The organism is Vreelandella venusta, from assembly GCF_044809155.1.
In the GTDB taxonomy this organism is placed as follows: Bacteria; Pseudomonadota; Gammaproteobacteria; order Pseudomonadales; family Halomonadaceae; genus Vreelandella; species Vreelandella venusta_B.
On the sequence record NZ_CP085241.1, the window covers coordinates 931,132 to 944,038 of the forward strand.

The 12,907-nt window shown below is 54.8% G+C and carries 10 protein-coding genes; 5 read left to right on the forward strand and 5 right to left on the reverse strand.

The genetic code is table 11. From position 1 onward, the window contains the following. Positions 1 to 71: 71 nt before the first annotated feature. Positions 72 to 512 carry an NUDIX hydrolase gene (locus tag LG301_RS04450; RefSeq protein ID WP_404473809.1) on the reverse strand — a complete coding sequence of 147 codons (441 nt, stop codon included), beginning with the start codon at positions 510 to 512 and terminating at the stop codon, positions 72 to 74. Beyond that, positions 509 to 1,111 carry a pseudouridine synthase gene (locus LG301_RS04455; RefSeq protein ID WP_404473811.1) on the reverse strand — a complete coding sequence of 201 codons (603 nt, stop codon included), beginning with the start codon at positions 1,109 to 1,111 and terminating at the stop codon, positions 509 to 511. The genes LG301_RS04450 and LG301_RS04455 overlap by 4 nt, the downstream gene beginning before the upstream one ends. Before the next feature lie 253 nt (positions 1,112 to 1,364). Here LG301_RS04455 and LG301_RS04460 point away from each other — a divergent pair, with 253 nt between their 5' ends. The 3 genes from LG301_RS04460 to clpA all read left to right on the forward strand — a co-directional run bounded on the left by LG301_RS04460 (position 1,365) and on the right by clpA (position 6,575). After that, positions 1,365 to 3,599, forward strand: coding sequence for an NADP-dependent isocitrate dehydrogenase (locus LG301_RS04460; protein WP_404473813.1), 2,235 nt, complete (start codon positions 1,365 to 1,367; stop codon positions 3,597 to 3,599). Between the two features lie 252 nt (positions 3,600 to 3,851). Continuing rightward, the gene (gene clpS, locus LG301_RS04465) at positions 3,852 to 4,160 is read left to right on the forward strand and encodes an ATP-dependent Clp protease adapter ClpS (RefSeq protein WP_263065607.1); all 309 of its coding nucleotides are present in this window, start codon (positions 3,852 to 3,854) and stop codon (positions 4,158 to 4,160) included. A gap of 138 nt (positions 4,161 to 4,298) precedes the next feature. Continuing rightward, on the forward strand, positions 4,299 to 6,575 hold the full coding sequence (clpA, locus tag LG301_RS04470) for an ATP-dependent Clp protease ATP-binding subunit ClpA (protein ID WP_404473815.1): 2,277 nt from the start codon (positions 4,299 to 4,301) through the stop codon (positions 6,573 to 6,575). A gap of 204 nt (positions 6,576 to 6,779) precedes the next feature. Here clpA and infA read toward each other — a convergent pair whose 3' ends face one another. From infA to aat, 3 genes are all read right to left on the reverse strand, one after another. Then, on the reverse strand, positions 6,780 to 6,998 hold the full coding sequence (infA, locus tag LG301_RS04475; protein ID WP_007111068.1) for a translation initiation factor IF-1: 219 nt from the start codon (positions 6,996 to 6,998) through the stop codon (positions 6,780 to 6,782). Positions 6,999 to 7,147: 149 nt separating this feature from the next. Continuing rightward, positions 7,148 to 7,882 (reverse strand): arginyltransferase, encoded by a 735-nt coding sequence (locus tag LG301_RS04480; protein WP_404473817.1) that lies wholly within the window; start codon positions 7,880 to 7,882, stop codon positions 7,148 to 7,150. Positions 7,883 to 7,916: 34 nt separating this feature from the next. Further along, complete coding sequence (aat, locus tag LG301_RS04485) at positions 7,917 to 8,663, reverse strand: leucyl/phenylalanyl-tRNA--protein transferase (protein WP_404473819.1); 747 nt, start codon at positions 8,661 to 8,663, stop codon at positions 7,917 to 7,919. Between the two features lie 116 nt (positions 8,664 to 8,779). Between aat and LG301_RS04490 the strand changes: the two genes are divergently transcribed. Together LG301_RS04490 and lolA are read left to right on the forward strand one after the other, a co-directional pair. Next, the gene (locus tag LG301_RS04490; RefSeq protein WP_404473821.1) at positions 8,780 to 12,040 is read left to right on the forward strand and encodes a DNA translocase FtsK 4TM domain-containing protein; all 3,261 of its coding nucleotides are present in this window, start codon (positions 8,780 to 8,782) and stop codon (positions 12,038 to 12,040) included. 186 nt (positions 12,041 to 12,226) lie between these two features. After that, positions 12,227 to 12,880, forward strand: a complete 654-nt coding sequence (gene lolA / locus LG301_RS04495; RefSeq protein WP_404473823.1) for an outer membrane lipoprotein chaperone LolA — start codon at positions 12,227 to 12,229, stop codon at positions 12,878 to 12,880. Positions 12,881 to 12,907: the final 27 nt, after the last annotated feature.

Consider the following 12,907-nt stretch of genomic DNA (forward strand, 5'->3'; position numbering starts at 1 on the left):
CGTAGTGTGCAAAAAGCAATAAACAAGTGGCAGACGATTATACACGATGGGGCCTTAACGCTTCGAGTGCTTCACTCCTGAATCACGCCCAGGGGATAGCGGTGTCCGCTCTGTGTATCGTGAATGCGTTTGAGCACTAAAGGGCTGCGTAGCCGCTGAGCAGCATTAAGTGCTTCTATTTCTTGGAGTGTGAGCCAGTGGGTCGCCGTTATATCGCTATCGATCGGCATATTCAGCTGGGCCGTTGGGGTGGCGACAAAGCCATGGCTATGAAACGTGAGGCCGTCTGGCGTGTGAAAAACGTAAAGCCCCAGATAGTCGGTCAGCGTGACCTGCCAGGCGGTCTCTTCTTTAATTTCTCGTTTAATCGCTGCCAGTGGCCCTTCGCCTGGCTCCACGTGGCCGGCGGGCTGATTGAAAACCGTGAGCGGGCCACCGCGTGCTTCTTCTACCATCAGGTAGCGCCCATCTTGCTGAATGACGCACGCCACCGTGCTGCGAATATGGCTCATGGGGTTCTCCTGCGTTTTGATGGCTGGCCTCGTTTGGTGGTCGTCGCCGGGCGGGGAGCGTGCAGTGTCTCTTTGCGCCACTCGCCGGGTGCTAGGTCTCCGAGCTGCCAAGGGCCAATCGCTGCGCGAATTAAACGCAGGGTGGGAAAGCCCACATGGGCGGTCATCCGCCGTACTTGGCGATTGCGGCCCTCGCTGATGGTTAGCTCTAGCCAACTAGTTAAGGGGTGGCGTTTAGGGTCAATGGCGGGGGCGCGCGGTGCGATGGCTGGCGCCTCAATGCGCCGTGCTTTTGCAGGTTGGGTAGGGCCATCTTTTAAGGTTACGCCGCGCTTAAGCAGGTTGATCGCCTCATCGCTGATATTGCCCTCCAGCTGTACCCAGTAGGTTTTAGGCTGTTTATGCCGTGGGTGGGCAATGCGGTGAATAAGACTGCCGTCGTCACTGAGCAGCAGCAGCCCTTCAGAGTCGTAATCCAACCTGCCGGCGGCATAAACGCCGGGGGCGTTAAGCACATCGGCTAAGGTGGCACGGCCTTGGTTATCGGTAAACTGCGAGAGCATTCGGTAGGGTTTATGCAGTAAATAAAGCGTACTCATGATGCCTCTTAGGGGTGCCTTTAATTTGTCGACAATCGGTCATGCGGTTAAAGCTCAGCGCTGGTATACTTCGGCGTAGCCGTTTGAGACGTGCTTGAGTTGTCGTAATCACCACCGCAGTAAACCACCGAGTGATGCCGGGGCAGCCAAGAAATGCTCCGCCTACTTCGCGGCCTGGTCTTTGTTTGAATGCGCCGCGTAGCTTGAGATTTTTTATAATCACAGCGACAGAAAAAAAGAGGTTAACGCAAAAATGTCCACAACGCCGAAGATCATTTATACGCTCACCGACGAAGCCCCTGCGCTCGCAACCTACTCTTTGTTACCGATCATAGATGCCTTCACCGACTCAGCCGGTGTCGAAGTTGAAACGCGAGATATCTCTTTGGCGGCGCGGGTATTGGCGCAGTTCCCCGATGTACTTAGCGAAGAGCAGCGCGTAAGCGATGACTTGGCAGAGCTTGGCCAGCTGGCGACCACGCCAGAAGCCAATATTATCAAACTGCCCAACATTAGTGCCTCTGGCCCGCAGTTAAAGGCTACTATTAAAGAGCTGCAAGGCCAGGGTTACCCGCTTCCAGACTACCCGGAAGAGCCCCAGAACGACGAAGAAGCCGCTATTAAAGCGCGTTATGACAAAGCCAAGGGCAGTGCGGTAAACCCCGTGCTGCGTGAAGGTAACTCTGACCGTCGCGCGCCAAAATCTGTCAAAAACTATGCGCGCAAATACCCGCATCGCATGGGCGAGTGGAGCGCGGACTCCAAGTCCCACGTGGCGCATATGAGCGAAGGTGACTTCTACGGCAGCGAGCAGTCAGCCGTGATGGAAAAAGCTGCCAAGCTTAAAATTGAGCTGCAGCAAAAAGATGGCACCACCGTGGTGCTGAAAGAGAGCCTGTCGGTGCTGGAAGGCGAAGTAATTGACGCTGCCAGCATGAGCAGCCGCCGCTTGCGCAGCTTTATCGATAGCCAGATCAATGATGCCAAAGAGCTTGGCGTGCTGTTCTCGCTGCACCTGAAAGCCACCATGATGAAAGTGTCTGATCCGATTATGTTCGGCATCGTGGTGGAGGAGTTCTACAAAGACGTGCTTGAAAAGCATGCCGATGCGCTAAAAGCGTCGGGCTTCAATCCCAATAGCGGTATTGGCGACCTGTACAGCGCTATCGAAAAGCTTCCGAGCGACCAGCAGGAAGCGATTAAAAGCGACATTGAAGCGCTATATCAGGAACGCCCCGCTATGGCGATGGTGAATTCCCACAAGGGGATTACCAATCTACACGTGCCTAGCGACGTGATTATTGACGCCTCCATGCCAGCAATGATTCGCGATTCAGGCAAAATGTGGAACGTCAACGACGAGCTACAGGACGCCAAAGCAGTAATTCCGGATCGCTGCTACGCCACGATTTACCAAGCAGTGATCGAAGACTGCAAGCAGCATGGTGCGTTTGATCCGACCACGATGGGCAGCGTACCTAATGTGGGCTTAATGGCGCAAAAAGCCGAAGAGTACGGCTCCCACGATAAAACCTTCCAAATTCCTGCCGATGGCACTGTCGTGGTGACCGACGACGCTGGCCACACGCTGTTTAGCCATGCAGTAGAAGCGGGCGACATTTGGCGTATGTGTCAGACTAAAGATGCGCCGATTCAAGACTGGGTGAAGCTTGCGGTCACCCGTGCCCGTGACAGCGGTGCGCCGGCTATTTTCTGGCTGGATGCACACCGTGCCCACGATGCGCAGCTGATCAAAAAAGTTGAAACCTATCTTAAAGAGCACGACACGGCTGGTTTGGATATCCGTATCCTCGCGCCGGTAGAAGCCATGCAGGTATCGCTAGAGCGCATCCGCAAAGGTGAGGACACTATTTCTGTCACGGGTAACGTGCTGCGCGACTACCTTACTGACCTGTTCCCGATTATGGAGCTGGGCACCAGCGCCAAGATGCTCTCGATTGTTCCGCTGATGAACGGCGGCGGCCTGTTTGAAACGGGCGCCGGCGGTTCCGCACCGAAGCACGTCCAGCAGTTCCTGGAAGAGAACCACCTGCGTTGGGACTCGTTAGGTGAATTCTTGGCGTTAGCGGCGTCCCTTGAGCACCTGGGCAGCACCTTCGATAACGCCCGTGCGACGCTGCTGGCAAAGGCGCTGGATGAGGCGAACGGCCAATTCCTAGACAGCAACAAATCACCCTCGCGTAAAGTGGGCGAGCTGGATAATCGCGGCAGCCACTTCTATTTGGCGATGTACTGGGCTGAGGCGTTAGCCGCCCAAGACCAGGACGCTGAGATGAAAACGCTCTTTGCTCGCTTGGCCGAAACGCTGAAAGCGAACGAAGCTGCCATTATCGATGAGCTCAACAGCGTTCAAGGCAAACCGGTGGATATTCAAGGCTATTTCCACCCTAGCGGTGAGCTGGCCAGCCAGGCCATGCGTCCGAGCAAAACACTCAACGATGCGTTGGCGATGGTCGCTAAAGACTGATCAGCAAAGTAGGTAGCGCGTTATGTGCTGCTAAACCCCTCGTCCGCGATGCGGGCGGGGGTTTTTTGTTTGACCCAGTGTGATAATTTATTTTTTTCATGAACCCTTGCTGATGGCGCGCGTCTTAGAGAAGTAGCGATTCCAGATGGATGCCGCCTGTTAGCTGAGAGACGATAATCTTTGTTGCTTATGCCCAATATTCATAGTTCACACCTGGCGACAACGCTGCAAATAAGCGTCTCGCGCCCTGATATGCCTGACTATGACGATGGCCTGGCGGTAGAAACAGCCAAGCCGGAGTTAGCTCAGCCGCCGTTGTACAAAGTGGTGCTACATAACGACGATTACACGCCCATGGAGTTCGTCGTGGAAGTTCTACAAGGCTTTTTCGGTATGGATAGTGAAAAAGCAGTGCAGGTAATGTTGGCGGTGCACACTCAAGGGAAAGCGACCTGCGGTATTTTTACCCGCGATATTGCTGAAACGAAAAGTTATCAAGTCAATGAATACGCCCGTGAATGCGAGCACCCATTAATGTGTGATATCGAATCCGCTAACTGAAAGCGTTGAAAAAAATTAGCGGAGGGGCTTGCAACCGCGCCATTTGTACCCGATGTTGAAAGTGCCGGTCGATTAAACTGATCCGATGCAACCCCTAGGTGGCAATATGCCCTAGGTAGTAGCGAAAAGGGGACTGCCATGCTGAGCAAAGAACTTGAACTGACCCTGAACACGGCCTTTACCGTGGCGCGTTCTAAGCGTCACGAATTCATGACCGTTGAGCACCTGCTCCTAGCATTGTTGGACAATGCCTCGGCGGTGGACGTATTGAAGGCGTGCGGGGCTAACCTCGATAAGCTGCGGTCCGATCTGCAGGATTTTATTAACTCGACCACGCCACTGATCCCTGAAGGTCAGGGTGACCGTGAAACGCAGCCAACGCTTGGTTTTCAGCGTGTGCTGCAGCGTGCGGTGTTCCACGTACAGTCATCCGGCAAAAGTGAAGTCACCGGTGCCAACGTGCTGGTAGCTATCTTTTCCGAGCAGGAGAGCCAAGCGGTTTACTTCCTGAAGCAACAAAGCGTTGCGCGCGTGGACGCGGTGAATTACATCGCCCATGGTATCTCTAAAGTAGCAGGCCACGGCCCTGCACAGTCTCCCTCCTCGCCAGAAAGCGAAGATGCTGAAGAGGGTAGTTCAGAAGGCGCCGCACATCCGTTGACTGGCTATGCCACCAACCTGAATGAGCAGGCGCGGCAAGGTAAGATTGACCCATTGATTGGTCGTGACCACGAGCTAGAACGCGTGGTGCAAATTCTGGCCCGCCGCCGTAAAAATAACCCGCTGCTAGTAGGCGAAGCCGGTGTGGGTAAGACGGCTATTGCCGAAGGCTTGGCCAAGCGTATTGTCGAAGAAGACGTGCCTGAGGTCATCGCCGATGCGGTGGTTTACTCGTTAGACATGGGCGCGCTGCTGGCAGGTACTAAGTACCGCGGTGATTTTGAAAAGCGCCTGAAAAGCTTATTGAGTGAGCTGCGTAAGCAACCTAACGCGGTGCTGTTTATTGATGAGATTCACACCGTGATTGGTGCCGGTGCGGCTTCTGGCGGCGTGATGGACGCGTCTAACCTGCTAAAACCGTTGCTCTCCTCTGGCGAGCTACGTTGTATCGGCTCAACAACCTTCCAAGAGTTCCGCGGTATTTTTGAGAAAGACCGCGCTCTGGCGCGTCGCTTCCAAAAAGTGGATGTGCTGGCGCCCTCTGTAGAAGACACCATCAAGATCCTCAAAGGGCTGCGCTCACGCTTTGAAGAGCACCACGAACTCAAGTACACCGACGGTGCTTTAGAGAGTGCGGCGCGCTTAGCGGATCGTTACATTAACGACCGTTACTTACCCGATAAAGCAATTGATGTGATTGATGAAGCGGGCGCACACCAGCGTATGCTGCCGCCGGAAGTGCGCACGCCCACCATCGATGTAGAGCAGGTGGAAGCCGTTGTGGCCTCCATTGCCCGCATTCCGCCGAAAAGTGTTTCAAGCTCGGATCGCAAGCTGCTTGAAAAGCTTGATCGCGATCTGAAAATGCTGGTATTCGGCCAGGATGAAGCGATTGATTCGCTCTCCGCTGCGATCAAGCTGTCTCGTGCCGGGCTCAAGTCACCGGATAAGCCTGTGGGTAGCTTCCTGTTTGCAGGGCCTACTGGTGTCGGTAAGACCGAGGTGGCTAAGCAGCTTGCGCATATTATGGGCATCGAGCTGGTGCGTTTTGATATGTCGGAGTATATGGAGCGCCATACCGTATCACGCTTAATTGGCGCACCTCCTGGCTATGTGGGTTATGACCAGGGTGGTTTGCTCACCGAAGCGGTCACCAAGCAGCCTCACTGTGTTCTGCTACTTGATGAGATTGAAAAGGCGCACCCAGAAGTCTTTAACCTGCTACTGCAGGTTATGGATCACGGCCGCCTGACGGATAACAACGGTCGCGAGGCAGACTTCCGGCACGTTATCCTTATCATGACCTCAAACGCAGGCGCTGAGCAGGCATCGCGCCGCTCAATCGGTTTCCAGCATCAGGATCACTCTACCGATGCCATGGAAGTGATTCGTCGGACGTTCTCTCCAGAGTTCCGCAACCGCTTGGATGGGATTATTCAGTTCCATGCGCTGCATACCTCTGTGGTGCGCAACGTGGTTGATAAGTTCTTGATTGAACTTCAGGCGCAGCTTGATGAGAAACGCGTTCAGCTGGAAGTGGATGATACGGCAAGAGATTGGCTGGCCGAGAAAGGCTACGATCCCGATATGGGCGCGCGGCCTATGGCTCGCTTGATTCAAGAGAAGCTCAAGAAACCGCTGGCTGAGATGATTCTGTTCGGCGAGTTGGCAGACCAGGGTGGAATAGTGCATGTAAGCCTGGAAGAGGGCGAACTGCATCTTTCTACCGAATCGGAAATGGCGGATGCGCCCTGAAAAGGGCGCTAAGTCGCTTTGTAAGCACCATGCTCGACTCTTTGTGCCGCTTAAAAGAGTCGGTGTGGTGTAAGCCTCAGTAAGCAAGACACAACGCACAGCGCCCTGTCACCGACGGGGCGTTGTCGTTTCCAGGGAGCGGCGCCGTATTTAAATCAGACGTACATGCACTAGCAGAGCTTACTCAACAAGCGTCATCAAGGCTTAGCGCGAACGGTAGACGATACGGCCCTTAGAAAGATCGTAAGGCGTCAGTTCCACTTTTACCTTATCGCCTGTCAGGATGCGGATGTAGTTTTTACGCATCTTGCCAGAAATGTGAGCGGTAACGACATGGCCGTTTTCAAGCTCAACACGGAACATGGTGTTGGGAAGGGTATCAACAATAACACCTTCCATTTCAATATGATCTTCGCGTGCCATATAGGCAGATCCTCACTTATTTAACGTAGTATTTAAGATAATGGTTAGTCGAGCGATTGCTTCATAAGGCGTTATTATATCTCAGGCGCCGAAGAAACAGCGCTATATTGTGCCGCAAGCCTGCCGTCAAGGCAAAAAAGCTGGCTAGTTTAGTCAATTAATGGCCGCCAGTGCCGCCCATCCAGTATCTCAATGGGAGAAAAAGCGCGTTTGTAGCGCATTTTTCGACACTCCTCAATCCAGTAACCCAAATAGAGGTGGGGCAGCGCTTTTTTATGGCAAAGATCAATTAACTTAAGAATTGCCAGCGTGCCAAGAGAGCGCTTGTCTAGTTCGTCACCTACCGCAAAAAATGTATAAATCGCAGAAAGGCCATGCTCCAACTGATCAAAGGCAGCGACAGCCACTAGCTCATCGTCCAAATACATTTCCAATAACTGGGCATACGGCTCATCGAGGGTGAGAAACGTGCGGTACTGTTCTCTGCTGGGAGGATACATATCGCCGTCGGCGTGGCGTAAGCGGATATAGTCAGCATACAGTGCGTAGTGTTCAGGTAAAAAACGAGCAGGCACTACACGCATGGTAATATCTTGATTGCGGCGTAAGATTTTTCGCTGGGTGCGGTTAGCGCTAAAGTGGCTAACGGGAATACGTACCGAGCGACAGGCGTTACAGCCTTCGCAATGGGGGCGATACAGATGGCGGCCGCTGCGCCGAAAACCCAACAGTGACAGTGAATCGTAAACACCAGGAACCGGCGATTCTTGGGGGTCTAAAAACAGCGTGGTAGCTTCCCTGTCAGGCAGGTAGCTGCAGGCATGTGGCACGGTCAGGAAGAAGCGCAAATCCCGCACAGGGCGACGAGGTGCGTTACTACTCACGGCTTGCCTCCTTGTTTAAACTGGTGTCCAGCGATTAGGGGTGTTCAACCGATGCTATAGCAGCCAGCCATGGTGACGTTGGCACAATGGGTGCTGCATGGCCTGAAGGTGTTAATCTAAATGCTTTTTCTGGCAACCACTTCTCAAGATAGTTGATGAATGTCTCCCGAGCGACCGTTGTTGCGCCAAGACTCGCTAAATGAGGTGTATGCATTTGGCAGTCGATTAATTCACCGTCATGGTGCTGCATGGCATGGGCTAGATGGGCAAGGGCTACCTTTGACGCATCGGGAACGTGTGAAAACATTGACTCACCAAAAAATACGGGGCCCATGGCTAACCCATACAAGCCCCCCACTAACTGACCTGAATGGTGTACCTCAATGCTGTGGGCAATGCCTAACGTATGCAGACGCTGATAAGCGCGGCGCATATCCGTGTTAATCCATGTGCCTGGCTCGCCCTGACGTGGAGCAGCGCAGGCGTCAATCACGTGCTCAAAGTGTTGATCTAATGTAACGGTAAAGCCACCATTGCGCAGGCGCTTGGCAAGACTGCGGCGCCGTATAAACTGTGCAGGCTGTAAGACCATGCGTGGGTCAGGACTCCACCATAAAATAGGCTCGTCGTCGCTGTACCATGGGAAAATTCCTCGGCGGTAAGCGTCGACTAACCAGCTCGGAGAGAGTTCTCCACCGGCTGCCAGCAAGCCATTGGGTGAGTCGAGTGCCTGCGTGGTAGAAGGGAATCGCGGATCTGGCGATGAAAGCCAAGGTAGCATTGCTTGCTCCTGTTACTGAGCGCTTCAAGAAGCCCTGTGACGGCGCAAGGATGCTCGGTATGATGCAAACTCGCAAGTGGATTAAAGACGCCATTGAGGTGTAAAGGGAGAATCGCTTGAAAGTAAATAAGGCAGTAGACAAGCGAACGCAGCGAAATTCGCGTCAATCATCATCAACCTCTTCGGCCAGGGTGAAAGCGGCAAAGGATAAAGCCCGCCGGTTTGGTCTGCGTTTGCAGGGCTCAGTGCGCGAAGGCGTTGTCGTGGTGCTGCTGGCGTTATGTGTGTTCCTACTATTAGCACTGTTTAGTTATCATCCCGCAGACCCTGGGTGGTCATACCAAGGGCCGGAAACAGACGTGCGTAACTGGATGGGCCCCGTGGGCGCGTGGCTTGCCGATGTTCTCTACTCGTTGCTGGGAGCCAGTGCGCTTTGGTGGCCGGGGATGTTGGGCTACGCAGCTTGGTGGCTCATGCGCTCCCGGCAAGTGCGTTTTGAAGTCGATCCCATCGCTATCGCTGTGCATACCGGTGGCTTATTGTTACTGATATTTGGCACTACGATGCTGGGTGCGCTGCATTTTTATCACCCCAACAGTATTTTGCCTTATGCCTCCGGCGGTATTCTGGGAGAGGGCTTAGTGGGCACTTTAAAACCGTTGGTGAGTGGCGGTGGTGTCGGGTTAATCGCTGCTGCGCTTATTTTAATGGGGTTCCCGCTGTTTAGCGGCATGTCATGGCTGCAAGTGGCCGATGAAGTGGGGCGTCGGCTATGCAAAATAGGCGCGTGGGCCAGCGCCCGGCGTGCCAAAGGGCAAGCGAAACGGGCCGAACGCGCGGCTGTGCGTGCAGCGGCCAAAGCGGCTTCGCAAAAGGTAAAAGAGCGGGCCCGCATGGAGCCTCAAACGTCTGAGTTCGAAGCACCTGAACCCAGCGCAGCCGATGACAGCACACCTCATTCGTCTACGGATGCGCCCAGTGCACAACAACCCGTGGCGGCAGAGCCTGAGCGGTTTACTCAGGAGCACGATGTGCCAGCGTCACTCCGTGCGACAAAAGATAGCGGAAAACAGGCTAGTCAGGCACCTCAGACAGAGGCGGAGCATCGCCACGAGCGTGCCGAGGGGGCGGGCAGCGAAGCGGAGCACGAAGAGCCGCAATCCATACGTTTTCGAGGGCGAGAACGGCGTGAACCTAGTTTCTCTACCGCGTTTACGAGCGCAGAAGAAGCGACCTCCACCACGATGGATACCTCCATTCCCTGGGAAGCGGCAGCAGTACCAAGCGAACGGCTTGCTAAGGCCGAGCCCTCGGTAGCACCAGTTGAGCCATCACCCGCAAAGCCCATTGCTGAGCCGACCGCGAATGAGCCGGCGCCTAGCGTACCGCCGCGGGAAGACGCCTTTGCCATCCGCGCAGACTCGCCTGACGAGCCTATTGCGCCGATGTCTGCTAAGGCACCTGCCACAGAGACAGAGCACCAGCACCATGTGCCTGAGCAGGGCACTCAGCAGCCAGCGGAGTCAACAGCACCAGAACCGACAAAGTCAGAGCCGACAGAGTCAGAGCCAGTGGCGCCCATAACGCCGCACTTTTCGCCTGCTGAGACGGCGGAGACGGCAGAGTCTGTGGGGCCAATAACCGCAGAGCCGCGTCGTGAGCGGGTGCCGGAAGTCGTGCCAGAACCCGTTTGGGACGAAGATGAGCAAGATGTTCCATTAGCAGCGGAACCGGCAGTGCAACCGGCACCGGGGCGTCATGAGCCAACGTTCTCAGCACCCGCTGAGGAAGAAGCTGATAGCGGCCCCACTTTATGGACAGTTGAACACCTGCAGAGCCAGCGGCCAGCCTTTGAAACCCTGGACGAGCCGGAAGGAGAGGTGCCAAGCCTGCAGCTATTGACGCCACCAGAGCCGCATCAACCCAACTATACCGACGAACAGTTGGCCGATATGGCGGAGCTGCTGGAAGTTCGGCTACGCGAATACGGCGTTAAGGCAGAAGTCGTTGATACCTGGCCGGGGCCGGTGATTACACGCTTCGAGATTAAGCCTGCCGCCGGGGTTAAGGTATCGAAAATCAGTAACCTAGCCAAAGACCTGGCGCGTTCGCTGATGGTGAAGAGCGTCCGTGTTGTGGAGGTGATCCCCGGTCGTCCAACGGTAGGTATCGAGATTCCTAACCCACATCGCGCGATGATTCGCCTGCGTGAAGTAATCGACTCTGACCGTTACCAGCAGGAAACCTCGCCGCTTACTATGGCATTAGGCCAGGATATCGGCGGCGGCCCGGTTGTGGCCAACCTGGGTAAAATGCCCCACTTACTGGTGGCCGGTACCACGGGGTCGGGTAAGTCGGTAGGCGTTAACGCCATGTTGATTTCGATGCTGCTCAAAGCTAAACCCGATGAGCTTAAGCTGATCATGGTCGACCCGAAAATGCTGGAGCTTTCCGTATACGATGGCATCCCGCACCTGTTGGCGCCTGTGGTCACCGACATGAAAGAGGCGGCTAATAGCCTGCGCTGGTGTGTGGCGGAAATGGAGCGTCGCTATAAGCTGATGGCCGCGATGGGCGTGCGGAATATTGCTGGCTTTAATGGCCGCTTAGATGAGGCCGAGCGCGCTGGCGCGCAAGTGGCTGACCCGTTATGGGAGCCACAGCCATGGGAAATGCACCAAACGCCGCCGGTGCTTGAAAAGCTGCCCTACATCGTAGTGGTGATCGATGAATTTGCCGATATGTTTATGATTGTCGGCAAAAAAGTGGAAGAGTTGATCGCGCGGTTGGCGCAAAAAGCGCGTGCGGCAGGTATCCACCTGATTCTCGCCACCCAACGCCCATCGGTTGATGTAGTGACCGGTTTGATTAAAGCCAACATCCCCTCGCGGATGGCGTTTCAGGTCTCATCACGAATTGATTCACGCACCATTCTTGATCAAGGCGGGGCGGAAAGCCTGCTTGGCCACGGTGATATGCTCTATCTGCCTGCGGGGTCTGGGCCTCCCAATCGTATTCACGGCGCCTTTGTCGATGATGATGAAGTTCACCGGGTTGTCGACGATTGGAAGCGCCGAGGCGCGCCTGAGTACATTGAGGAGATTCTTTCCGGGGGTGTGACTGCAGACGCATTGACCGGCTTGGAAGCTGACGGTGTGGATGGTGACGACGCTGAACAAGATGCGCTATATGACGAAGCCGTACAGTTTGTAACGGAAACGCGCAAAGCCTCTATTTCAGCAGTGCAGCGCCGCTTTAAGATCGGTTATAACCGAGCCGCACGGTTGGTCGAGGCCATGGAGGGCGCAGGGGTTGTCTCTTCCATGGGCACTAATGGTGCCCGCGAGGTGCTGGCGCCGCCCCCGGTGGGCCACTAAGGCGGTAGTAAACTCATTGTAAAACATGCAACAAACGTGGAAGTCGCGCCGTGGGTGAAACCCTACGGCGCGTTTCGCGTCATAGAGGTTATATGGAACGTCTTAAGGCCATCCGTTAGAACATTTGTTACAACGTCGGTTTTAAGCACCACCGCTTTTGGCAATCACTGCCTAGGGAGTACAGTAATGCGCGAGATGCATACACGACGCACCTCACCACTGATGTTGGCTGCCAGCGCACTGGGTTTAACCTTTGCATCCCCAGCCCTGTGGGCCAATGAAGCAGCCGAGCGCCTGACCGAACGGCTCGACCCGCTAGAGAGCTATCACGCAAGCTTTGAACAGCAAATACTTGACGGCGACGGCGAGCGCTTGCAGAGCGCCCGCGGCGAAATGTGGCTCTCTCGCCCTGGTATGCTGCGCTGGGAAGTGGAGGCGCCGTACTCGCAAATCGTAGTTTCAGACGGTAGCGATGTTCACTTATATGACCCGGATCTTGAGCAGGTAACGGTACAGGCAATGGATAATCGGGTTTCCCATACGCCCGCGCTGCTGTTGTCAGGTAGCGCCGACGATCTGACCGCCAGCTATGAGGTGTTTTATGAGCAGGAAGATGGCGATGACGTATTTACGTTGATTCCTTCTTCTGCGGATACGCTGTTTGAAGAGCTGAGCATGGTGTTTGATAACCAAACGCTAACCGAGCTATGGATGATGGATAGTACCGGTCAGCGCACAGCGATTACGTTTAGCAATATTACTCGTAATGGCCATATTGACCGCAGCCTGTTTGATTTTGACATTCCAGAAGGCACCGATGTAATTCGCGAAGGACGCTAAGTCTGGGCGGCCAAGCCGCTCTGTTCG

Excerpts from the sequence above, each read along its gene's own strand:
- LG301_RS04450 (WP_404473809.1), bottom strand. The coding sequence starts at position 512 with ATGAGCCATATTCGCAGCACGGTGGCGTGCGTCATTCAGCAAGATGGG.
- LG301_RS04455 (WP_404473811.1), bottom strand. The coding sequence starts at position 1,111 with ATGAGTACGCTTTATTTACTGCATAAACCCTACCGAATGCTCTCGCAG.
- LG301_RS04460 (WP_404473813.1), top strand. The coding sequence starts at position 1,365 with ATGTCCACAACGCCGAAGATCATTTATACGCTCACCGACGAAGCCCCT.
- clpS (WP_263065607.1), top strand. The coding sequence starts at position 3,852 with ATGCCTGACTATGACGATGGCCTGGCGGTAGAAACAGCCAAGCCGGAG.
- clpA (WP_404473815.1), top strand. The coding sequence starts at position 4,299 with ATGCTGAGCAAAGAACTTGAACTGACCCTGAACACGGCCTTTACCGTG.
- infA (WP_007111068.1), bottom strand. The coding sequence starts at position 6,998 with ATGGCACGCGAAGATCATATTGAAATGGAAGGTGTTATTGTTGATACC.
- aat (WP_404473819.1), bottom strand. The coding sequence starts at position 8,663 with ATGCTACCTTGGCTTTCATCGCCAGATCCGCGATTCCCTTCTACCACG.
- lolA (WP_404473823.1), top strand. The coding sequence starts at position 12,227 with ATGCGCGAGATGCATACACGACGCACCTCACCACTGATGTTGGCTGCC.